Here is a 21,922-nt window from a genome sequence, read left to right on the forward strand (position 1 = left end):
CAGATCGGAGTACAGCAGTAGAAATCTCCGAGAACTGAAGACGGCGGGGGAAGCCCTTCGGCCGGGCCGAGATGGATCGAACCATCTCCCGAAACGCCTGTCTCTCGCAAGGGGTTGCGGTGAACTATCTGTTACAGATTGGCATCGGCCGCGTGACCGCGACCGAAGGGCTCACGAACGGAGCGACGCGCGCTGCTTCCAGACATCGCGGTAGAACTCCCAGCCCGACCAGAGCGTGAGGCCGACCGCGATCGCCAGGCAGGCCTGGGCCAGGTAGAAGACGACGTCGCCGGGCACCTCGAGCCAGCCCGGGAGGTCGGGGTCGCGCAGCGGCAGGCACAGGGTGCCGAGCGCGATCGCCTGGAAGGTGGTCTTGATCTTGCCGAGGTCCGCGGCCGCGATGACGACCTTCTGGAGCACCGACAGGCGCAGCAGGGTGACGCTCCACTCGCGGATGAGCACGATGATCGTGACCCACCACCAGACGTCGCCGACGATGGAGAGCCCGATGAAGGCCATCCCGGTCACGGCCTTGTCGGCGATCGGGTCGGCGATCTTGCCGAAGTTGGTGATCAGGTTGTGCTTGCGGGCGAGGTCGCCGTCGATCTTGTCGGTGATCATCGCCAGCGCGAAGATCGCGAACGCCACGCAGCGCCAGGTGATGGACTCGCCGCCGTCGACGAGCAGCGCCCACGCGAAGAACGGCACCGCCACGATCCGTGCGGTGGTCAGCACGTTGGGGACGTTCCAGTTGCTGGGCTGGGTCTCGGTCGCCTCGGCCATCACAGCACCCGAGCGTAGAGGTCGGCGCCCTCCGACTCGACGACCACCGCGCGGACCAGGTCGCCGACCTGCGCGTCGGAGTCGAGCAGGAACGTCGATCCGTCGACCTCGGGACCCTGGTGGGCGGCCCGTCCCTCGACGTCGCCGGGGGCAGCGCGCTCGACCAGGACCTCGACGGTCTCGTCGATCCGGTCGGCCGCGCGCTGGGACGTGAGCTCCTCGACCAGCGCGCCCACGTGCTCGACACGGGCCCGGACCTCGTCCTCGTCCAGTTTGCCGTCGTACGTCGCCGCCTCGGTGCCGTCCTCGTCGGAGTAGCCGAACACCCCGGTCACGTCGAGCCGCGCGTCGACCAGGAAGTCGCACAGCGTCTGCAGGTCCTCGTCGCTCTCCCCGGGGAAGCCGACGATCACGTTGCTGCGCACCCCGGCGTACGGCGAGATCGCCCGGATCTGCTCGAGCAGGCCCAGGAAGCTCTCGGGGTCGCCGAAGCGCCGCATCCGGCGCAGCACCCCGGCGCTCGCGTGCTGGAAGGAGAGGTCGAAGTACGGCGTGACGCCGGGCGTGCCCGCGATCGCCTCGACCAGCCCGGGCCGGGTCTCGGCGGGCTGGAGGTAGGAGACCCGCACCCGCTCGACCCCGTCGACAGCGGCCAGCTCGGGCAGCAGCGTCTCGAGGAGCCGCAGGTCGCCGAGGTCCTTGCCGTACGACGTGGAGTTCTCGCTGACCAGGAAGAGCTCGCGTACGCCCTGCTCCCCCAGCCAGCGCGCCTCCTGCAGCACGTCGGAGGGGCGGCGGCTGACGAAGGAGCCGCGGAAGGACGGGATCGCGCAGAAGGAGCAGCGCCGGTCGCAGCCGCTGGCGAGCTTCAGAGACGCCGTCGGACCGGACTCGAGGCGCCGCCGCAGCGACGCGGGGCCGGACGCGTGGCCGGGGACGGGTGCGGTCGACAGGGCCCGCTCGACCGGGGTGATCGGGAGCAGCTTCCTGCGGTCCTGCGGGGTGTGCGCCTCGTGGGCCTCCCCCGCCACGATCGAGCGCAGCCGCTCGGCGATGTCGGGGTAGTCGTCGAAACCGAGGACGGCATCGGCCTCGGGGAGCGACTCGGCCAGCTCCTTGCCGTAGCGCTCGGCCATGCAGCCGACGGCCACGACGGCCTGGGTGCTGCCGGTGGTCTTGAGATCGGCGGCGGCCAGCAGGGTGTCGACTGAGTCCTTCTTGGCCGACTCGACGAAACCGCAGGTGTTGACCACGACCGTGTCGGCGTCGGCCGGGTCCTCGACCAACCGGAAGCCGCCGGCCTCCAGCCGTCCGGCGAGCTCCTCGGAGTCCACCTCGTTGCGGGCACATCCCAGGGTCACCATGGCGACCGAGAGGAGATCGGCGGGTGCGGGGCTCGTCAGTGCTGAATCGGTTTGGGTCGTCATGTCCGTCCGAGTATGGCAACCAGGAGGTGCCCGAGACGAACTCGCGCCCGGTCAGGCCGGCTTGACCCGCCAGCACCGGGTGTCGCGCACCGAGCAGGATCCGCTGCGCGACGCTGCCCATGATCAGCTTGCCGACGGGCGTACGACGACCGACTGTCGTACGGCGGCACCGGCCGCCCGGAGCGGCGCTACCGGCTCCGGGCCTGGAACGCCGAGTCGGCGCAAAGTGACCCCAGTGAGGGTCACTTTCCGCCGACTCGAGGGTCAATCTGCGCCGACTCGCGCGTTCGGGGGCTACTTCTCGGCGGCGTACGTGTTCTGGGCCGGCTGGCCCTCGGCCCCCAGCGGACCGCGCTTCTTGTTGTCGATGGTCACCTCGAGGGCACCGTCGGACGACTGCACCTGCACGGGCGGGGCGGCCTTCACGGACCGCTTCTCGCCGTACGCCAGGTCGCCGTTGAAGACGACCTCGCCGGCGCCGTCCTTGACGACGACGTGCGTGCCGCCGGCAGCGGCGTCGAGCAGCACCGGGACCGCCGGACCGAGCTTGGTCTGCGACGACGGGGAGCCGTTGAGGACCGGCTTGCTGGTGAGCTCGACCGGGTTGTCCATGATCAGCCGGGCGATCGACCAGGCCAGCACGAGCGCCATCACGGCGGCGATCAGCACCGACCAGTTCGGGCCGCCCCGCATGCTGCGGATCGGGCCTTCGGCACCGGTCGCGAGCTCGGCCTCGAACACCCGGCGGGCGTCGATCGGTGCGTCGGCGTAGCGGTCGTCGTACGACGCGAGCAGCGGGGCCGCGTCGACGCCGAGCACCCGGGCGAGGGTGCGCAGGTGGCCGCGGGCGTAGAAGTCGCCGCCGCACGGCACGAAGTCGTCGACCTCGACCGACTCGATCACGTGCGGGCGGATCCGGGTGCGCTCGGCGAGCTGGTCGACCGTGAGCCCGAGTCGGGTACGGGCGGCCGCGAGCTCGGGCCCGATGACCGGGTCCTCGGCCGGCTCGGCCGGGAGGTCCTCGATGACCAGCGGTTCGACCGGGTCGCCCGCACGAGAGATCGGGTGGACCCCCGGGGCCCAGACGACGGTCTCCTCGAACTCGTGGCCGCGGCGCAGCTCACCGAGCTCGGGCAATCCAGTGGTCGAGGTGTCGTCGACGTCTGCGGTGTCGAGCTTGAGCGCCGCAGCGCCCTCGAAGCGCGCCTCCACACGCGAGCCACCCACGGGGTCGCGCAGCGGTAGCGGGGTGGCGCTCGCGACCATCGGCAGGGCCACCGTCGGCTCGGGCGCGTGCTCGGGCCGTTCGTCCTGGAGGACGTCGTCCTCCGACGGGCGCCCCAACCGCAGTTTGTCGGCCAGGAAGTCCAAACCGCGCGCCAGCGTGGGCCGCGGGTCGGGCAGCGCCGGGTGGGGCTCGTCGTCGTCCCACTCGTCCGTGACGTCGGCGGGCTCGTCCTCGGCCCACTCCTCGGCCGCTTCGTCCTCGGCCTCGTAGTCCCCCAGCTCGACGATGAGCCCCGGGTCTCCGGAGAGCTCCTCGAGTGCGAGCGTGAGGTCGTCGGCGCCGGAGACCCAGGTCGACAGGGACAGCGGGACCGACATCTCGGAGTCGGCGTCGCGGACGAGCAGCGTCAGGCGGCCGTCGCGCAGGAGCCCGTGCCGCGGCAGGTGCGCGACCTCCTCGACCGCCTCCCACCGGAAGCCGAGCCACCGCCGACCCTTGCGGATCCGGATGCCCTGGTCGTCCGCCACCAGCAGCGGCGTACGCGCGTCGGCGAACGCCTGCAGGTAGGCGCCGGCGACCGCACCCATCACGAGTGCGAGCACCCAGTCGAGGAGAGAACCGCCGCCGACGGCGCGGGTCAGGTAGGCGAGGGCGACGACGGCCGCGACCGCGCCGATGCCGCCCGAGAGCGCGCCGTTGCGGCGGATCTCGATCGGCTCGGTCCCCGGCGTCTGGGGGTCGTTGCGCTCGTCGTCGGTGTCGTGGAGCTCGGTCTGGCTGAGGTTGCTCACATCTCCCCCTGAAGGGTCGCGATCACACCATCGATCTCATCGGGCTTGACCAGGACGTCGCGGGCCTTCGAGCCTTCGCTCGGCCCGACGACTCCGCGGCTCTCCATGATGTCCATGAGCCGGCCCGCCTTCGCGAATCCGACCCGGAGCTTGCGCTGCAGCATCGACGTGGAGCCGAACTGGGTCGACACGACGAGCTCGATGGCCTGGATCACCAGGTCCATGTCGTCGCCGATGTCGTCGTCGATCTCCCGCTTGCTCGCAGCAGGGGCCGTGACGTCGTCGCGGTACGTCGGCTCGAGCTGGCTCTTGCAGTGCTTGACCACCTGGGCGATCTCGGCCTCGGTGACCCAGGAGCCCTGCACACGCACGGCCTTGGACGAGCCCATCGGCAGGAAGAGACCGTCACCCTGGCCGACCAGCTTCTCCGCGCCCGGCTGGTCGAGGATCACCCGGCTGTCGGTGACCGACGAGGTCGCGAACGCCAGGCGGGACGGCACGTTGGCCTTGATCAGGCCGGTGACGACGTCGACGCTCGGACGCTGGGTGGCCAGCACCAGGTGGATGCCGGCGGCCCGCGCCAGCTGCGTGATCCGGACGATCGCGTCCTCGACGTCGCGCGGGGCGACCATCATCAGGTCGGCGAGCTCGTCGACGATCACCAGCAGGTAGGGGTACGGCGAGAGCACCCGCTCGCTGCCGGGCGGCACCTGCACCTTGCCGGCACGGACGGCCTTGTTGAAGTCGTCGATGTGGCGGAAGCCGAAGTTGGCCAGGTCGTCGTAGCGCATGTCCATCTCGCGCACGACCCAGGCCAGTGCCTCGGCGGCCTTCTTGGGGTTGGTGATGATCGGGGTGATCAGGTGCGGGACGCCCTCGTAGGCGTTCAGCTCGACCCGCTTGGGGTCGACCATGATCATCCGGATCTCGTCCGGCGTGGCTCGCATCAGGATCGAGGTGATCATCGAGTTGATGAAGCTCGACTTGCCGGAGCCGGTGGCGCCGGCGACCAGCAGGTGCGGCATCTTCGCGAGGTTGGCGACCACGAAGCCGCCCTCCACGTCCTTGCCGAGCCCGACCACCATCGGGTGGTGGTCGGTGCGCGCGGTGTTGGACCGGAGTACGTCGCCGAGGGAGACGACCTCCTTGTCCGTGTTCGGGATCTCGATGCCGATCGCAGACTTGCCGGGGATCGGGCTGAGGATCCGCACATCGGCCGAGGCGACGGCGTACGCGATGTTCTTGGACAGCGCGGTGACCTTCTCGACCTTGACCGCCGGTCCGACCTCGACCTCGTAGCGGGTGACGGTCGGGCCACGGGTGTAGCCCGTGACCTGGGCGTCGATGTTGAACTCGTCCATCACCTGGGTGAGTCGTTCGACGACGGCGTCGCTCGCCTGGGAACGGGCCTTGTGCACCGAGCCGGGCTTGAGGACCTCGTTGGCCGGCAGCGAGTACACGATGTCGCCGGACAGCGCCAGCTGCTCCACACGGGGCGGCAGCGGCGTGTGCGGCGGCGGCTCGAGATCGACCTTCTCGTCGACGACCGGCTCCATCACGACGGGCGCGACCGGCGGGGTGTCGGGGGCGAAGATGTCGAGACCGTCGTCGGTCGTCTCCAGCCGCTTCTTGCGCTTGCGCAGCTCGCGGTCGCTGAGCACCGGGCTGTCGTACGCCGGGTCGCCCATGTCGGGGTCGAGCTCGTCGTCGACCGGCTTCTTGCGGCGGCTGCGGGCGGCCGGGATCGCCTGGGTCTCGTCCGGGTCGCTCTGCCCATCCTCTGCGAAGCCGTGCGGGTCGTGGCCCAGCAGCCGGTCGCGCATCTCCGCGAGGCGGACCGGGACCTGGTAGAGCGGCGTCGAGGTGACGATCAGGACACCGAAGAACGCGAGCAGCGCGAGCAGCGGCACGACGACGTACTGCGAGCGCAGCAGGTCGAGCAGCAGGCTGGCCACGACGTACCCGATGGCGCCGCCGGCGCGCTGGAGGTCGCTGGTGTCGCCGAGGTCGGGCTGCGGGTTGCCCTCGGCGATCTGGACGATCCCGAGGACGCCGAAGGCGAGAGCGGTCCAGCCGACGACCTGGCGTCCGGCCGGCCCGGCGTGCTCCGGGTCGCGCATCGTGCGCCAGCCCACGAAGAGCAGCGCGAGCGGGACCAGGAAGCCGACCTTGCCCACCGAGCCCTGGACGACCGTGCGGGCCAGGTCCATCACCGAGCCGGGCAGTTGCCACCACACGGCGGCGGCCACGATCACGGCGGAGCCGAAGAGGAAGAGGCCGAACCCGTCGCGACGGTGCTCCGGCTCGAGGTCGCGGGCGGTGTGCCCGATGCCGCGGGCGACGGCTCCAAGCCCGTGCGCGACCGCCAGCCACACCGCGGCGATGCCGCGGAAGATCATCGTGAAGAGGCGGGCGACCGGCCCCGGCCCGCTGCGGACGGCGCGCGGCGCCGGACGTCGGGGGGCGGGCTTGCGCTTGCTCGCCGGCTTCTTGGGGGCAGGCTTGCGCCTCGGGCTGGTACTCCGGGTGGCGGTGCTGGTGCCCGTCTTCTTCGCCGGACCGCGCGATGTGCTCGTGGTCCGACTTGAGGACGTGCTCTTGCTCCGCGACCCCGGCGGGGAAGACGTACGGGTCGCCATAGTCCCCACCCTACGCAGGAGTCACTCCAGTCACACGGACCACAGGAGTGCGTGTCTTGACCGGGTCGTCCGCCTCTCGGCTAGCTATGGGTGCCTCTGAGGCGGACGACTCACGCTTCGAGGACCACCGGGATGATCATCGGGCGACGCCGGTGGGTGTTGCTCACCCAGCGACCGACGACCCGGCGCACCGTCTGCTGCAGCTGATGCGCGTCGGTGTTGCCCTCCGCGATCGCCCGGTCGAGGGCGTCGATGATCGGCTGCTTGATGTCGTCGAACGTCGCGTCGTCCTCCGCGAAGCCGCGGGCGTGGATCTCCGGGCCGGCTGCGACCTTGCCGCTGACCGAGTCGACCACGACGATCACCGAGATGAAGCCCTCCTCGCCGAGGATCCGGCGGTCCTTGAGGTCGGACTCGGTGATGTCGCCGACCGACGATCCGTCGACGAAGACGTAGCCGCAGTCGACCTTGCCGGCGACCTTCGCGACGCCGTCGACCAGGTCGACGACGACCCCGTCCTCGGCGATCACGACGTTCTCGACGCCGGTGGCGCGGGCCAGCTCGGCATTGGCCAACAGGTGGCGGATCTCGCCGTGCACCGGCATCACGTTGCGCGGCTTCACGATGTTGTAGCAGTACAGGAGCTCGCCGGCGCTCGCGTGGCCGGAGACGTGCACCATCGCGTTGCCCTTGTGGACGACGCGGGCACCCCAGCGGGCCAGGCCATTGATGACCCGGTAGACGGCGTTCTCGTTGCCCGGGATCAGGCTCGAGGCGAGCAGGACGGTGTCGCCCTCCTCGATGTGCACGAAGTGGTGGTTGCGCTGGGCGATCCGCGACAACGCGCTCATCGGCTCACCCTGCGAGCCGGTGGAGATCAGCACCTGGCGCTCGGGCGGCAGGTCGGCGAGGTCCTTGGTGTCGACCAGGACACCCGGCGGCACCTTGAGGTAGCCGAGGTCGCGCGCGATCGCCATGTTGCGGACCATAGAGCGGCCGACGTACGCGACCTGGCGCTCATGGGCGTACGCCGCGTCGAGCACCTGCTGCACCCGGTGCACGTGCGAGGCGAAGCAGGCCACGATGATGCGCTGGTTGGACTCGCGGAACACCTGGTTGATGACCGGCGTGATCTTCTTCTCCGACGGCGTGAAGCCCGGAGTCTCGGCGTTGGTCGAGTCGGTGAGGAAGAGGTCGACCCCCTCCTCCCCCAGCCGCGCGAAGGCCCGCAGGTCGGTGATCCGGCCGTCGAGCGGCAGCTGGTCCATCTTGAAGTCGCCGGTGTGCAGGACCATCCCGGCGCCGGTGCGGATCGCGACGGCCAGGGCGTCGGGGATCGAGTGGTTGACCGCGACGAACTCGAGCTCGAACGGCCCGAGGGTCAGCCGGTCGCCCTCCTTGACGACGTGGTGCACGGTCTCGCGCAGCCGGTGCTCGCGCAGCTTGCTGTCGAGCAGCGCCAGGGTGAGCTTGGAGCCGACGAGCGGGATGTCCTTGCGCTCGCGCAGGAGGTACGGCGTCGCGCCGATGTGGTCCTCGTGACCGTGGGTGAGCACCAGGGCCTCGACGTCGTCGAGGCGATCCCGGATCGAGGACCAGTCCGGGAGGATCAGGTCGATGCCGGGCTGATGGTCCTCGGGGAAGAGCACGCCGCAGTCGACGATCAGCAGGCGACCGTCGTACTCGAACAGCGTCATGTTGCGGCCGACCTCGCCGAGACCGCCGAAGGCGGTGACCCGGAGGCCGCCCTTCCGCAGCTTGGCGGGCGTGGACAGCTCGGGGTGGGGATGGCTCAAGTTGGATCCGTTCTAGAGGAGACCGGATGCGGCGAGGCCGACGCGGAGCGCAGCCACCTCGTCGTCGGTGAGCGGCACCAGGGGTGCGCGCACGTTCCGGTTGTCGAGGACGCCGAGCAGCTGAAGTGCTGCCTTGGCGGTGGTGGCTCCGTAGTTGGCGACGCCCATGACGGCGTCGATCGCGGGGAGCAGCCGCGTGAAGATGGTGAGGGCCTCGGCGGAGTCGCCGGCCCAGAAGGCGTCGGCCATCGCCTTGGTCTGCACGCCGGCGGCGTGGCCGACGACGGAGACGAACCCGACGGCGCCGTGCGCCAGCCAGCCGAGGTTGCTGATGTCGTCGCCGGAGTAGACGGCGTAGCCCAGCTCGGTGAGCTTCACCCCGCGGGCGAAGTCGCCGACCGCGTCCTTGACCGCGACCACGGTGTCGAGCTGCTTGGCCGCCTCGAACGTCTCGAGGGAGATCTGGGTGCCGGTGCGCCCGGGGACGTCGTAGAGCATCACCGGGACGTCAGACGCCCGGCACACCTCGGTGAAGTGGTGCAGGACGCCGGCCTGGCCGGGCTTGTTGTAGTACGGCGTGACCAGCAGCAGCCCGTCGGCGCCGACCTTGGCCGCCTGCTCGGCGAGCTCGATCGAGTGCGCCGTGGAGTTGGTGCCGACGCCGGCGACCACCGTCGCGCGGTCGCCCACGGCGTCCTTGACGGCGGCGAGGATCGCGCCGTCCTCCTCGGTCGTCGTGGTCGGCGACTCGCCCGTCGTACCGGAGACCACGACGCCGTCGTGGCCGTTGTCGACCAGGTGGGTCGCGATCCGGGCGGTGCCGTCGAGGTCGACCGACCCGTCGGCGTGGAACGCCGTGGCCATGGCAGTGAGGACGTGGCCGAACGGAGCGGCGGGCACGGACGTCATAGGTGACAGGTTATCGCTCCGCGCACTCGTCACACCTTCGGCATCACGTCGCGGGCAACCAGGCGCAGGTGGTCGAGGTCGGACAGATCCAGCACCTGGAGGTATAGCCGCTCGGCGCCGAGCTCGGCGTACCGCCCGATCTTGTCGACGACCTCCTGCGGAGTGCCGGCCAGGCCGTTCTCGCGCAGCTCGTCCTTGTCGCGCCCGATCGCGGCCGCGCGACGCTCCAGCTCGGCCTCGTCGGAGCCGGCGCAGAGCACCAGGGCGTTGGACCAGCGCATCGTGGCGGGGTCCCGGTCCTGGGCCTCGCAGGCCTCACGAACCCGCTGGAACTGGGTCCTGGTGGTCGCCTCGTCGACGAACGGCAGGTTGAACTCGTCGGCGTAGCGGGCCGCCAGCTCCGGCGTCCGCTTCTTGCCGACGCCTCCGATGAGGATGGGCGGCTTGGCCTGGGTGGGCTTGGGCAGTCCGGGCGAGTCGACGACCTGGTAATGCTCGCCCTCGTGCGTGAACCCGCTGTCGGTCGCCCACAGGCCGGTGATGATCGCGAGCTGCTCCTCGAACCGGTCGAACCGCTCCCCCGTGTTCGGGAACGGGATGCCGTACTTGGTGTGCTCCTCCTGGAACCACCCCGCGCCGATGCCGAGCTCGACCCGGCCGCCGCTCATCTGGTCGACGTTCGCGACGCTGATGGCGAGCGGACCGGGGAGCCGGAAGGTCGCGCTGGTCATCATCGTGCCGAGCCGGATCGTGCTGGTCTCGCGGGCGATGCCGGCCAGCGTGATCCACGCGTCGCTCGGCCCCGGCAGCCCGTCCGTGCCCATCCCGAGATAGTGGTCGGACCGGAAGAACGCCCCGAACCCGAGCCGCTCGGCCTCCTGGGCGACCGCGATCAGGTCGTCGTACGTCGCGCCCTGCTGGGGTTCGGTGAAGATACGCAGCTCCATGCGACCCAGCCTGTCAGGCGAGCCCAACACCGGTGACGCGGGGTCTCATGCGCCCCACGGGTACGGGCGGCCGTCGTTGAGCACCACCTGCCGCTCGACGAGCCGGGGCCACCGGCGCCGGCGGAACCGCGGCGGGCGACGCAGCTCGACGAGCGCCCCCACGACGGCAACCGCGAGCACCGCCATGAGGACGAACTCGAACCCGCCGGTCGCGATGTCGCTGGAGACCACGACCACCACGGCGACGGGCGCCAGGAACGCCAGGTGCTGCTCGACGAGCATCGCGCGGATGGCGTCGACCAGGTAGGCCTGGTTGTCGTCGCGGGGCTCGAACCGGAGCCGCAGCATCCGGCGTTGCTGCCACCAGGCGTAGCCGGCCAGGCCCAGGGTGCCGGTGCCCACCGCGCACCCCATTCCCACCTCGCCCGCATTGATCGAGGGGTACGCCGCTACGGGTGCCGCCAGCCAGAGCACGGCCCGTTGGGCCGGCCCGAGGAAGTCGGCAACGGGCTCCGGCTCGCCGACACCGACGAAGCAGCGCCAGCTCCGGAACGCGGCCACCTGGCGCTCGACCAGGACCTGGAGACTCAGAGCCAACAGTCCCACCAAGGCGAGGAAGGTCCACCCGGGCTCGGGCTCGGGCACCGGCCACGCCACGACGAACCCGACCCCCACCAGCCCGATGACGACACCGCGGGCGCGCACATCTGCCGTCAGGACCGCGTCGACCTCCGCCACGTCCTGGGGTGACACCCAAGCCCGGGACCGCTTCGCGAACCGAGCGCCGAGGTTCGCGGCCAACCCCTCCTGAGGACGAACGAGCACCCAGGTCACGATGCCGAGGATCACCAGGCCGGCGAGGAGGCGCACACCGACGTCGAAGGTCACGGCCGCAGGCTAGTGGCCAGAGTGATCCCGCGTCCGCGTTACAAGCGATCGGCGGCCCGCACCAACCGCACCCGCTCGTACCCGTCGAACACCTCGCGGGAGGCCTCGAGCCAGGCGTCGGGGTCGTACGCCGGGTAGTGGACGTCGCCCTCGGGAGAGAGCGGGACCTCGCTGATGACCTGCTCGGTCGCGACCGGGAGCGCGGCGGCGTACACCTGCGCCCCGCCGACGACCATGACGTCGCCAGGCAGGGTTGCCGCGAGCGCGAGGGCGTCGTCGATACCGTGCGCGACGAGCACGCCCTCGGCGGCCCATGCCGGGTCGCGAGTGAGGACGATCGTGGTGCGGCCCGGGAGTGGCCGGCCGATCGAGTCGTACGTCGTGCGGCCCATCAGCAGGACATGGCCCATGGTGAGCTTCTTGAACTCGGCCTGCTCGCCCGGGATCCGCCACGGGATGTCCGGCCCGTTGCCGATCACGCCGTTGCGAGCGACGGCAGCCACCATCACGATCCTCATACCGCGATCGGCGCCTTGATGCCCGGGTACGGGTCGTAGCCCTCGAGGCTGATGTGCTCGAGCTCGAACGCGTCCAGCTCGGTCACCGACGGATCCAGGACCAGTCGCGGCAGCGGCCGGGGCGAGCGGGTCAGCTGCAGCCGCGCCTGGTCGAGATGGTTGCGGTAGAGGTGCGCGTCGCCGAGCGTGTGCACGAAGTCGCCGACTTCGAGGCCAGTGACCTGCGCGACCATGTGGGTGAGCAGTGCGTACGACGCGATGTTGAACGGTACGCCGAGGAAGACGTCGGCCGAGCGTTGGTAGAGCTGGCAGCTCAACCTGCCCGGGCCGGATTCCTGGGGAGCCACGTAGAACTGGAACATGGTGTGGCACGGCGCCAGCGCCATGTCCGGGATGTCGGCGACGTTCCAGGCGGAGACGATGTGCCGCCGCGAGTCAGGGTCGGACCGGATCTGGTCGACCACCCGGGCGATCTGGTCGATGTGCCGGCCGTCGGGAGTCGGCCAGGACCGCCACTGGTAGCCGTAGATCGGCCCGAGGTCGCCGTCGTCGTCGGCCCACTCGTCCCAGATCGAGATGCCACGGTCCTGCAGCCACTTGACGTTGGTGTCGCCGCGCAGGAACCACAGCAGCTCGCCGAAGACCGAGCGCGTGTGCACCTTCTTCGTCGTCACCAGCGGGAAGCCGGCGGTCAGATCGAAGCGCAACTGGTGCCCGAAGACCGAGCGGGTGCCGGTGCCGGTGCGGTCGCTCTTCTCCACGCCCTCGTCGAGGACCAGTCGCAGAAGGTCGAGGTAGCTCTGCACACGCCGAGCCTAGTCGTCAGAGATCGACGGACCCGGCAACCGTCGTGCGCGTCTCGCCGCCCACCCAGACCTCGTCGCCGACGAGCTCCACGTGCACCCGACCGGCCCGCTGCAGCGCGGTCCCCTGGCTCGCGACGTACGACGTCGGCAGCACGCCGCCCGCGAGCCATTGGCCGATCCCGGCGTTGAGCGAGCCGGTCACCGGGTCCTCGGGCATCCCGTAGCCCGGGCAGAACGCGCGCACCTCGACGGCCAGCGGCCCCTCGGTGTACCGCCCGACGACGCCGATCTTGAGGTCGCCGAAGGCCGCCCAGTCCGGCTCGAGCGCGAGCACCGCCGCCGCGTCGGACAGCAGCACGCCCACCCAGCCGGGCCCGTTGTCGATCCAGGTCGTCTCGACGATCGCCGACTCCGGGACCCGCAGCGCCTGACAGATGCCGGCGAGGTCGGACGCGTCGACCGGTCCCGACCGGATCAGCGGCGGCGCTGCGAAGGCCAGCCGGTCGCCGCGCCGGACCGTGACCAACCCGGCCCCGCACTCCTGGAGGATGTCTGCGCCCGCGGGCACTCCCCCGGCCTCGAGCCACGCGTGCGCGCTGCCGAGCGTCGGGTGCCCGGCGAACGGCAGCTCGCCGCCCGGCGTCCAGATCCGCAGCCGGTAGTCGGCGGCCGGGTCGGTCGGGGTGAGGAGGAAGGTCGTCTCCGACAGGTTCGTCCATCGGGCGAAGGCCGCCATCTGCTCGTCGGTGAGGCCGTCGGCGCCGTGCACGACCGCGACCGGGTTGCCGCGCAGCTGCTCGCTGGAGAAGACGTCGACCTGGCTGAAACGCATGCTCCGACGGTAGTCGTCAGTGAGCGAGGACGGGGCGGTCGGGCCCCGACTGCACCGGCGCGAGGTCCATGCAGCTGCCACTCTCGGTGGCGCAGGTGCGCAGGACCAGGAGCGGGACCAGGTTGCCGTCGAGGTCGGACCCGCCGACGAGGTCCGCGACCTGGGCGACGAAGTAGACGACCGTGTTGTTCCTCGAGAAGGCGGCGTCGACCGCCCGCTCGTCGACGCCCACACCGCTCGGCTTCCGCGATCCGGAGGTGGCGTCGTACAGGAGCGGCCGGAACGGTCTTCCCTCGGCGACCCCCGGCCCGGGGACCTTGCTCAGCACGAAGACTCCACCCGCGGAGATCAGCGCCCCGGTGCCCGGCCGGGCGAAGGACACGTTGAAGAACGACTGCACCATGTCGATGGAGCCATCGAGCTGGTAGACGCGGTTGGCGGACTCCACGTCCAGCAGCCCGGTCCGCTCGAGCTTCACGGCCCCCTTCGCCCCCGGCGTCCAGGCGAAGGCCCCGTCGGACCCCTCGTAGAACACCTGGTGCTGGTCGATCGCGACCGTGCGTGCGTCGGACGGGACGTCTCTCGTGGCCAGCAGCTCGCCCGCGCTGACGTCGTACACCTGGAGTGCCGGACCGGTGCCGCCGTCCTCTCCCGGATCGATCCAGGCAGCCCAGCTCTCCCCGTCCTCGGTCGACGAGACCAGCGGATTGCCCGGGTCCTTGTGCCCGATCCGACGCCGCTCGCCGTCCGCGGCGACGAAGGCGACGGTGCCTTCGTGGTCGCCGTACACCGCGCCGCCGTTGAGCTCGACGAGGTCGGTGACCGCCGGCACCGCCACGGCCACCTTCTCGAGGTGCAGCCGGCCGTTGGCGTACCACGCCACCTGCACCGGGTTCTCCACCCGAGTAACGTCCGCCGGCGGGAGCGGACCGTCCTGCTCCGACGGCTCGCGGTCGGTGAGCCACGTCAGGCCGCCCAGCACGACGGCGGCCGCCGCCACGCCGGTCACCACCCAGCGCACCTGTCGCCGCCGGTGGTCACGGGCCTCGGCGACCACCTCGTCGACCGGGGCGGCGGGCACCTCGATCGACTCGCTGCCCCGGCGGAACACGTCCTGCGAACCGCCGAGGTCCATCCGGCCGAGCCCGTGCGTGATCCGGGCCTGGGCCGACTCGAGAGGTACGTCGAGCACGTCGGCGACCTGGTCCTCGGAGAGCTCGGCGGCGAAGTGCAGCACCACCGCCTCCCGCTCGTCGACGTCAAGTCGGTCGAGCTGGACCTGGAGCGCGTGCAGCAGCAGCTCGTCCTCGGTCGCGTCCTCGCTCGCCGGCGCGGCCGGCGCCGGCGGGGCCGGGACGCGGCGGCGGTGCTTGTGCAGGCTGCCGAGGACCGCGGCATGGACGTAGGTGTCGACGTCGTCGGCGCGGCGTACCCGGTCCCAGGCGGTGTGGCACCGCGCGAGACCGGTCTGCGCGACCTGCGCGGCCTCGGGTCGCCCGCAGCCGAGCAGCACGAGCGTGCGCACCAGGGACGGCCACCGCGCAGCCAGGTAGGCCGCGAAGTCGGCGTCGTCCCTGGGCATGGGAGCATCCTGCTCCCCTGGCGTTACGCGTGCAGCGACATCGGCCCGTAGACCTGGCGGTCATGCTCGAAGAGCACCACCGCGTCGACGCCCTCGGCGGCGAGGTCGGACCAGATCTCGCCGACCCACGACTCGGCGTCGGCCTGGCTGGCGAAGCGCTGGTCCGCAAGCTCACCCGTGACAGTGACCTCGGCTCCGGCGCTGTTCTCCAGGCGCCACCACCAGGGGCGCTCGGCGGGGGTCGGGGGGCGGAACGTGGGCGGCTGGTCGGGCAGGTTCAATGGTCAGGCCTCTCGCACGGACGGGTCGACGAACGGTGGCTTCACGAGCTGGAAGACCTCGCGCCGGCCGCGGATGTCCACGCCGACCTCGGCGTCGGGAGCCACGGACGACGAGACGAGGGCGAGCCCGACGCCCTTGCGCAGCGTCGGTGAGAACGTGCCGGAGGTGACCTCGCCGACCGGCACGTCGGCGGTCAGGCTGACCGACATGTGCGGCCGCGGGATGCCGCGGCCCGTAGCGACGATGCCGCGCAGCACCCGCTTCGGACCGGTCTCGCGCTCAGCGGCGAGCACCTCACGACCCCAGAAGGCGTCCTTCTTCCAGCCGACCGCCCAGCCCAGCCGAGCCTCGTTGGGCGTGACGTCGAGGGAGATGTCCTGGCCGTGCAGCGGGTAGCCCATCTCGGTGCGGAGGGTGTCGCGGGCGCCGAGGCCGCAGGGCAGGACGCCGTACGGCGCACCCGCGGTCATGATCGCGTCCCACAGGGCGACGGCGACGGCGTTGGGGGCGATCAGCTCGTAGCCGCGCTCACCGGTGTAGCCGGTGCGGCAGACGACGACGTCCGCGCCCTCGAAGGCCGCCACCGCGAACGACATGTAGTCGTGGCCGACCGGGAACCCGATCGCGGCCAGCACCTCGTCGGACTTGGTGCCCTGGACGGCGAGTACGGCGTGGTCGCGGTGCTCGTCGGTGATGGTCAGCCCGGCCGGGGCGGCTGCCGCCAGCCGGCGTGCGACCTCCGCGGTGTTGGCCGCATTGGGGACGAGCAGCACCCGCTCCTCGCCGTACACGTAGGCGATCAGGTCGTCGACCACACCGCCGGTCGCGTCGTCGCAGCACAGCGTGTACTGCGCCTGGCCCGGGCCGATGCGGCGCAGGTCGTTGGTGAGGGTGCTGTTGACGAAGTCGACGGCGCCCGGGCCGGCGACGACCGCCTTGCCGAGGTGGCTGACGTCGAAGACGCCAACGGCTTCACGGACGGCCGTGTGCTCCTTGACCACCCCGGAGGCGTACTCGAGCGGCATCGACCAGCCGCCGAATGCGGAGAACTTCGCACCGAGCGCCTCGTGCCGGTCGTGAAGTGGAGAGCGCAGGAGGTCAGCCATGGCCGCGAACCTACCTCAGTCGGTAGTGGCGACGGCGCGGCTATCCTGCCCCGGTGACGACCTACACGCTTCGCAGCGCCAACCCCGCGAAGACCCGATGCGACGCGGTGGTCGTGGGGGTCGTGCAGACGCCGAAGGGCACCGAGCTGGCCGACGGCGCGGACGAGGTCGGCAAGGCCTACGGCCGCAAGCTGCGCCCGCTGCTCGCCACCCTCGGGGTGACCGGCAAGGCCGGAGAGAGCGTCAAGGTCCCGACCTCGGGCACCATCGCCTCGCCGCTCCTGGTGCTGGTCGGCCTGGGCAAGAAGGTCGACGCCGTCGCCGTACGCCGGGCCGCGGGTGTCGCCGCGCGATCGGTCGGCAACGCCGCTTCCGTGGCCATCGCCCTGCCCGCCGGCTCACCGGAGCTGGTCCGCGCCGCGACCGAGGGCCACCTGCTGGGCGGCTACACGTTCACGGCGTACAAGTCCGGCGGAGCCAAGACGGACGCCGAGAGCGGAGCGCCCGGCGAGGTCGTGATCCTCAGCGAGGGCGCGCGCCGCAAGGAGATGACGGCGGCCTTCGAGGAGGCCCAGCTCGTCGCCCGGGCCGTGGCCGTCACCCGCGACTGGGTGAACACACCTCCAGGCGACCTGACCCCGCCCGCCTTCGCCGACGCCGTCGCCGCGGCGACCAAGGAGCTCACGAAGGGCCGCGGAGCCCCCAAGGTCGCGATCACGGTCCTCGACGAGACCGCGTTGGCCGAGCTCGGCTGCGGCGGCATCCTCGGCGTCGGCGCCGGCTCGGCTGCCGCTCCGCGGCTCGTCGAGCTGAGCTACTCCCCCAAGGGCGCTAAGCACCACCTCGCGCTGGTCGGCAAGGGCATCACCTTCGACTCCGGCGGCCTGACCATCAAGCCGGCGCAGAGCATGGGTGAGATGAAGTCCGACATGGCCGGTGCCGCCGCCGTCGTCCAGGCGACGTACGTGATCGCCAGCCTCGGCCTCCCGATCAAGGTCAGCACCTTCGTGCCGATGGCCGAGAACATGGTCTCCGGGAGCGCCCTGCGCCCCGGCGACGTGCTCACCCAGTACGGCGGCACCACGGTCGAGATCCTCAACACCGATGCCGAGGGCCGGCTCGTGCTGGCAGACGCGCTGGTGCGCGCCACGGAGCAGAAGCCCGACATCATCCTCGACGTGGCGACCCTGACCGGTCACATGGTCGTCGCCCTAGGCGACCGGGTCGCGGGCGTCATGGGCTCCGAGGACATCGTCGCCGACGTGCTCGCCGCAGCCGCGACGGCAGGCGAGGAGATGTGGCCGATGCCGATCCCCGAGGCGATGACCGACCGGATCCACGGCAGCAAGATCGCCGACCTGGCCCAGCACGACTGGGTCCGCTGGGGCGGCGGCCTCTACGCCGCGGCCTTCCTGCGTGAGTTCACCGCCGGTATCCCCTGGGCCCACCTCGATATCGCCGGCCCGTCCTTCAACTCCGGTGGCCCGTGGGGTCACGTCACCGCCGGCGGCACCGGCGTCGCCGTCGGTACGCTCGTGGACTTCGCCCGGACGCTGGCTGCATCGGAGTAGGCGGCGCGCTTCTTACAGCTTCATCAAGTGACAGCTTCATCAAGGGATGAGGGTGAAGCCGCACATCCCGCGGTGAGTACGTCGAGGGGAGTGCAGGCTCGACCTCATCCCTTGATGAAACCGCCCCCCACCCTGGCCCGAGTCGACCGCCTAAGCCCCACCCTGCAGCTTCTTGCGACGGTTGTAGTCACGCATCCGCTGGGGGATGCCGACCACGGCGGCGTCGTACGACGGGATCTGCTGCTTGTTGCAGAACTCGTGCGCCCACTTCGCCGACGGCACCCGGCGACGGGTCCACTCGCCGTCGTGGGCCACGAGCAGCAGCGTCACGTCGCTGACTGCGGTGCGCGGCTCGACGAAGCCCTCGACGCCGCGACGCTCGGCCGCCCAGGTGAAGAGGTGGTCGAGGTCCATCGAGTCCGACGCGCGGACGCGCGTGGAGCCGGTGCGCGTCGCGTCGCGCGCGGGGCCGCTCATCTTGACCTTCGACCCGCGGCGGAAGCGGTCCATCCATGACATAGGGACCAGTGTGCCAAGTCCAGCAACGCGGTGTGGCGATAGTGACGGTCCAGTAGCAACGAGGGCGGTGTGGACTGGCGGGTCAGAAGTGCAAAGATGGTCCAGTGGCTGACACCGACTTCGACGTACTGATTCTCGGTGCGGGCTCGGGTGGCTATGCCTGTGCCCTCCGCGCCGCCCAACTCGGACTGAAGGTCGGGCTGGTCGAGAAGGGCAACCTCGGCGGCACCTGCCTGCACGTGGGCTGCATCCCGACCAAGGCGCTGCTGCACGCGGCCGAGATCGCCGACCAGACCCGCGAGTCGGAGACCTTCGGCATCCGCGCGACGCTCGAGGGCGTCGACATGGCCGGGGTCAACGCCTACAAGGACGGCGTCGTCTCCCGGCTCTTCAAGGGCCTCGCCGGCCTGATCAAGGGCCGCGGCATCACCGTCATCGAGGGCGCCGGCCGGCTGACCGGCCCCAAGCAGGTCACGGTCGACGGCACGACGTACGCCGGCAAGCACGTCGTGCTGGCCTCCGGCTCCTATGCCCGCAGCCTCCCCGGCCTCGAGGTCGACGGCGAGCGGGTGATCACGTCGGAGCACGCCCTGAAGCTCGACCGGGTGCCCGCGTCGGTGGTCGTGCTCGGCGGCGGGGTGATCGGCTGCGAGTTCGCGAGCGTGTGGCGCAGCTTCGGGGCCGAGGTCACCATCGTCGAGGCGCTCCCCCGGCTGCTCGCCGTCGAGGACGAAGCGTCCTCGAAGGCGCTCGAGCGCGCCTTCCGCAAGCGCAAGATCGACTTCCGCACCGGCACGCCGTTCCAGAGCGTGAAGACCACCGACACCGGCGTCGCCGTGACGGTCGAAGGCGGCGACGTGATCGAGGCCGAGCTGCTGCTCGTCGCCGTCGGCCGCGGCCCGGTCACCGACGGTCTCGGGTACGACGAGCAGGGTGTCGCCATGGACCGCGGGTTCGTGCTCGCCGATGAGCGGTGCCGCACCAGCCTCGAGGGTGTGTACGCCGTGGGCGACATCGTCCCGGGGCTCCAGCTGGCGCACCGCGGCTTCCAGCAGGGCATCTTCGTGGCCGAGGACGTCGCCGGGCTCGACCCGCAGCCGATCGACGAGGCCGGCATTCCGCGGGTCACCTACTCCCACCCCGAGGTCGCCTCGGTCGGGCTCGACGAGGCGACCGCGGCCTCGACGTACGGCGCCGACGGCATCGAGACGCTCACCTACGACCTCGGCGGCAACGGCAAGAGCCAGATCCTGAAGACGCAGGGCTTCGTGAAGCTCATCCGCCGCAAGGACGGGCCGATCATCGGCGTACACCTGGTGGGTGATCGTGTCGGCGAGCTGATCGGCGAAGCGCAGCTCATCTACAACTGGGAGGCGTACGCCGACGACGTCGCTCCCCTCGTGCACGCCCACCCGACCCAGAACGAGGCGCTCGGCGAAGCCCACCTCGCGCTCGCCGGCAAGCCGCTGCACGCCCATGCCTGACACAGCCTGATAAACCAGACCCACAAGATCTCGACGCAAAGGAACTCCATGGCCACCGAAGTCAACCTCCCGGCACTCGGCGAGTCCGTCACCGAAGGCACCGTCACCCGCTGGCTCAAGCAGGTCGGCGACTCGGTGGCGGTCGACGAGCCGTTGCTGGAGGTGTCCACCGACAAGGTCGACACCGAGATCCCCTCTCCGGTGGCCGGCACGCTCCTGGAGATCAAGGCCAACGAGGACGACACCGTCGAGGTCGGCGCTGTGCTGGCCGTGATCGGTGACGAGGGCGAGGGTGGCGGCGACTCCGCCCAGGCCGAGCCGGAGCCCGAGCCCGAGCCGGAGCCCGAGGAGGAGAAGGCCCAGGAGCCCGAGGCCGCCGCGGAGCCCGCTCCCGCCGCCGAAGAGGTCGAGAAGCCTGCGGCCGAGACCAAGCCCTCCGGTGGCGGCGGTACGTCCGTCACGCTGCCCGCACTCGGCGAGTCGGTGACCGAGGGCACCGTCACCCGCTGGCTGAAGTCGATCGGCGACGACGTCGCCGTCGACGAGCCGCTGCTCGAGGTCTCGACCGACAAGGTCGACACCGAGATCCCGTCCCCGGTCGCGGGCACCCTGCTCGAGATCAAGGTCCAGGAAGACGAGACGGTGGAGGTCGGCGCCGAGCTGGCAGTGGTCGGCGACGCCGGCTCCGCGCCCGCGCCCGCCGAGGAGAAGAAGCCCGAGCCGGAGCCCGAGCCAGAGCCGGGGCCCGAGCCCGAGCCCGCCCCCAAGGCCGAAGAGAAGAAGCCCGAGCCCGAGCCGGCCAAGGCCCCCGCAGCCCCCGCCCCGAGCGCCCAGTCGCCCGCGACGAAGGACCCCGAGCAGCCGGTCGGCGGTGGCGACGGCCCCGGCTACGTGACCCCCCTGGTCCGCAAGCTCGCGACCCAGCACGGTGTCGACCTGGCTTCGGTCAGCGGCACCGGTGTCGGCGGCCGGATCCGCAAGCAGGACGTGCTCGACGCGGCGGCCCGCGCCCAGCAGCCCGCCGCGGCAGCCCCGGCCGCGGCAGCGCCCGCCGCCGCCGCAGCCTCGCCGGTCCCGGTCAGCCCGTCGCCGCTTCGCGGCAAGACCGAGAAGATCTCGCGCCTGCGCAAGATCATCGCCAGCCGGATGGTCGAGTCGCTGCAGACCTCGGCCCAGCTGACCCAGGTGGTCGAGGTCGACGTCACCAACATCGCGCGTCTCCGGGAGTCCGTGAAGGCGGACTTCCTGGCCCGCGAGGGCGTGAAGCTGACCTACCTGCCGTTCTTCGCCAAGGCCGCGATCGACGCGCTGAAGCAGCACCCGGCGCTCAACGCCACGATCGACACCGAGGCCGGCGAGGTGACCTACTTCGACCGCGAGCACATCGCGTTCGCGGTCGACACCGAGAAGGGTCTGCTCACCCCGGTCGTCAAGGACGCGGGCGACCTGTCCGTGGCCGGTCTGGCGAAGAAGATCGCCGACGTCGCGCAGCGCACGCGCACCAACAAGATCGGGCCGGACGAGCTCTCGGGCGGCACCTTCACGATCACCAACCTGGGCAGCTTCGGGGCCCTGTGGGACACCCCGATCATCAACAAGCCCCAGGTGGCGATCCTCGGCCCCGGTGCCGTGGTCAAGCGCCCGGTCGTCATCGACGACCCGAACCTCGGCGAGACGATCGCCGTACGCCACATGGTCTACCTGGCCCTCACCTACGACCACCAGTTGGTCGACGGTGCCGACGCGGGTCGCTTCCTGCGCGAGGTCAAGCAGCGCCTCGAGGCCGGCCAGTTCGAAGTCTGACTGATCGCCGA

Annotated in this window: 18 protein-coding genes; 3 read left to right on the forward strand and 15 right to left on the reverse strand. The window is 71.0% G+C overall.

The window, feature by feature from the left end; genetic code table 11:
- Positions 1 to 171 precede the first annotated feature (171 nt).
- From pgsA to gcvT, 14 genes are all read right to left on the reverse strand, one after another.
- Positions 172 to 783: a CDP-diacylglycerol--glycerol-3-phosphate 3-phosphatidyltransferase gene (gene pgsA / locus ABEA33_RS01060; RefSeq protein WP_345524660.1), complete on the reverse strand. Its 612-nt coding sequence runs from the start codon at positions 781 to 783 to the stop codon at positions 172 to 174.
- The gene (gene rimO, locus ABEA33_RS01065; protein ID WP_345524661.1) at positions 783 to 2,210 is read right to left on the reverse strand and encodes a 30S ribosomal protein S12 methylthiotransferase RimO; all 1,428 of its coding nucleotides are present in this window, start codon (positions 2,208 to 2,210) and stop codon (positions 783 to 785) included. Before rimO ends, pgsA begins: the two co-directional genes overlap by 1 nt.
- A 294-nt stretch (positions 2,211 to 2,504) precedes the next feature.
- Positions 2,505 to 4,229 carry a helix-turn-helix domain-containing protein gene (locus ABEA33_RS01070; protein WP_345524662.1) on the reverse strand — a complete coding sequence of 575 codons (1,725 nt, stop codon included), beginning with the start codon at positions 4,227 to 4,229 and terminating at the stop codon, positions 2,505 to 2,507.
- Positions 4,226 to 6,868, reverse strand: a complete 2,643-nt coding sequence (locus tag ABEA33_RS01075) for an FtsK/SpoIIIE family DNA translocase (protein ID WP_345524663.1) — start codon at positions 6,866 to 6,868, stop codon at positions 4,226 to 4,228. Before ABEA33_RS01075 ends, ABEA33_RS01070 begins: the two co-directional genes overlap by 4 nt.
- A gap of 110 nt (positions 6,869 to 6,978) precedes the next feature.
- Positions 6,979 to 8,664 (reverse strand): ribonuclease J, encoded by a 1,686-nt coding sequence (locus ABEA33_RS01080; protein ID WP_345524664.1) that lies wholly within the window; start codon positions 8,662 to 8,664, stop codon positions 6,979 to 6,981.
- 12 nt (positions 8,665 to 8,676) lie between these two features.
- Entirely contained in the window at positions 8,677 to 9,573 is an 897-nt protein-coding gene (dapA, locus tag ABEA33_RS01085) for a 4-hydroxy-tetrahydrodipicolinate synthase (RefSeq protein ID WP_425577282.1), read from the reverse strand.
- Positions 9,574 to 9,602: 29 nt separating this feature from the next.
- The gene (locus tag ABEA33_RS01090; RefSeq protein ID WP_345524665.1) at positions 9,603 to 10,520 is read right to left on the reverse strand and encodes an LLM class F420-dependent oxidoreductase; all 918 of its coding nucleotides are present in this window, start codon (positions 10,518 to 10,520) and stop codon (positions 9,603 to 9,605) included.
- Positions 10,521 to 10,565: 45 nt separating this feature from the next.
- Positions 10,566 to 11,408, reverse strand: a complete 843-nt coding sequence (locus ABEA33_RS01095; protein ID WP_345524666.1) for a hypothetical protein — start codon at positions 11,406 to 11,408, stop codon at positions 10,566 to 10,568.
- 38 nt (positions 11,409 to 11,446) lie between these two features.
- On the reverse strand, positions 11,447 to 11,914 hold the full coding sequence (locus tag ABEA33_RS01100; RefSeq protein ID WP_345524688.1) for a dihydrofolate reductase: 468 nt from the start codon (positions 11,912 to 11,914) through the stop codon (positions 11,447 to 11,449).
- Positions 11,915 to 11,922: 8 nt separating this feature from the next.
- Positions 11,923 to 12,732, reverse strand: coding sequence for a thymidylate synthase (locus ABEA33_RS01105; protein ID WP_345524667.1), 810 nt, complete (start codon positions 12,730 to 12,732; stop codon positions 11,923 to 11,925).
- Between the two features lie 16 nt (positions 12,733 to 12,748).
- Complete coding sequence (locus ABEA33_RS01110) at positions 12,749 to 13,564, reverse strand: PhzF family phenazine biosynthesis protein (RefSeq protein ID WP_345524668.1); 816 nt, start codon at positions 13,562 to 13,564, stop codon at positions 12,749 to 12,751.
- A 16-nt stretch (positions 13,565 to 13,580) separates the two neighbouring features.
- A complete protein-coding gene (locus ABEA33_RS01115) occupies positions 13,581 to 15,146 on the reverse strand; it encodes a sigma factor-like helix-turn-helix DNA-binding protein (RefSeq protein ID WP_345524669.1) in 1,566 nt (521 codons plus the stop codon).
- Positions 15,147 to 15,169: 23 nt separating this feature from the next.
- The gene (locus tag ABEA33_RS01120) at positions 15,170 to 15,427 is read right to left on the reverse strand and encodes a hypothetical protein (protein WP_345524670.1); all 258 of its coding nucleotides are present in this window, start codon (positions 15,425 to 15,427) and stop codon (positions 15,170 to 15,172) included.
- Positions 15,428 to 15,430: 3 nt separating this feature from the next.
- Positions 15,431 to 16,534, reverse strand: coding sequence for a glycine cleavage system aminomethyltransferase GcvT (gene gcvT, locus ABEA33_RS01125; RefSeq protein WP_345524671.1), 1,104 nt, complete (start codon positions 16,532 to 16,534; stop codon positions 15,431 to 15,433).
- Between the two features lie 53 nt (positions 16,535 to 16,587).
- Here gcvT and ABEA33_RS01130 point away from each other — a divergent pair, with 53 nt between their 5' ends.
- Positions 16,588 to 18,105, forward strand: coding sequence for a leucyl aminopeptidase (locus ABEA33_RS01130; RefSeq protein ID WP_345524672.1), 1,518 nt, complete (start codon positions 16,588 to 16,590; stop codon positions 18,103 to 18,105).
- Positions 18,106 to 18,255: 150 nt separating this feature from the next.
- On the opposite strand, the gene ABEA33_RS01135 is transcribed toward ABEA33_RS01130, so the two are convergent.
- A complete protein-coding gene (locus ABEA33_RS01135; RefSeq protein ID WP_345524674.1) occupies positions 18,256 to 18,624 on the reverse strand; it encodes a hypothetical protein in 369 nt (122 codons plus the stop codon).
- Between the two features lie 104 nt (positions 18,625 to 18,728).
- On the opposite strand from ABEA33_RS01135, the gene lpdA reads away from it, so the two are divergent.
- On the forward strand, positions 18,729 to 20,108 hold the full coding sequence (gene lpdA, locus ABEA33_RS01140) for a dihydrolipoyl dehydrogenase (RefSeq protein WP_345524675.1): 1,380 nt from the start codon (positions 18,729 to 18,731) through the stop codon (positions 20,106 to 20,108).
- 48 nt (positions 20,109 to 20,156) lie between these two features.
- The gene (gene sucB, locus ABEA33_RS01145; protein ID WP_345524676.1) at positions 20,157 to 21,911 is read left to right on the forward strand and encodes a 2-oxoglutarate dehydrogenase, E2 component, dihydrolipoamide succinyltransferase; all 1,755 of its coding nucleotides are present in this window, start codon (positions 20,157 to 20,159) and stop codon (positions 21,909 to 21,911) included.
- Positions 21,912 to 21,922 lie beyond the last annotated feature (11 nt).

It is taken from the genome of Nocardioides endophyticus, from assembly GCF_039543845.1.
Classification (GTDB): Bacteria; Actinomycetota; Actinomycetes; order Propionibacteriales; family Nocardioidaceae; genus Nocardioides; species Nocardioides endophyticus.

Bases quoted from the DNA above. Each gene is read 5' to 3' on its own strand.
- pgsA (WP_345524660.1), bottom strand. From the start codon at position 783: ATGGCCGAGGCGACCGAGACCCAGCCCAGCAACTGGAACGTCCCCAAC.
- rimO (WP_345524661.1), bottom strand. From the start codon at position 2,210: ATGACGACCCAAACCGATTCAGCACTGACGAGCCCCGCACCCGCCGAT.
- ABEA33_RS01075 (WP_345524663.1), bottom strand. From the start codon at position 6,868: ATGGCGACCCGTACGTCTTCCCCGCCGGGGTCGCGGAGCAAGAGCACG.
- dapA (WP_425577282.1), bottom strand. From the start codon at position 9,573: ATGACGTCCGTGCCCGCCGCTCCGTTCGGCCACGTCCTCACTGCCATG.
- ABEA33_RS01090 (WP_345524665.1), bottom strand. From the start codon at position 10,520: ATGGAGCTGCGTATCTTCACCGAACCCCAGCAGGGCGCGACGTACGAC.
- ABEA33_RS01100 (WP_345524688.1), bottom strand. From the start codon at position 11,914: ATGGTGGCTGCCGTCGCTCGCAACGGCGTGATCGGCAACGGGCCGGAC.
- ABEA33_RS01110 (WP_345524668.1), bottom strand. From the start codon at position 13,564: ATGCGTTTCAGCCAGGTCGACGTCTTCTCCAGCGAGCAGCTGCGCGGC.
- ABEA33_RS01115 (WP_345524669.1), bottom strand. From the start codon at position 15,146: ATGCCCAGGGACGACGCCGACTTCGCGGCCTACCTGGCTGCGCGGTGG.
- gcvT (WP_345524671.1), bottom strand. From the start codon at position 16,534: ATGGCTGACCTCCTGCGCTCTCCACTTCACGACCGGCACGAGGCGCTC.
- ABEA33_RS01135 (WP_345524674.1), bottom strand. From the start codon at position 18,624: ATGTCATGGATGGACCGCTTCCGCCGCGGGTCGAAGGTCAAGATGAGC.
- sucB (WP_345524676.1), top strand. From the start codon at position 20,157: ATGGCCACCGAAGTCAACCTCCCGGCACTCGGCGAGTCCGTCACCGAA.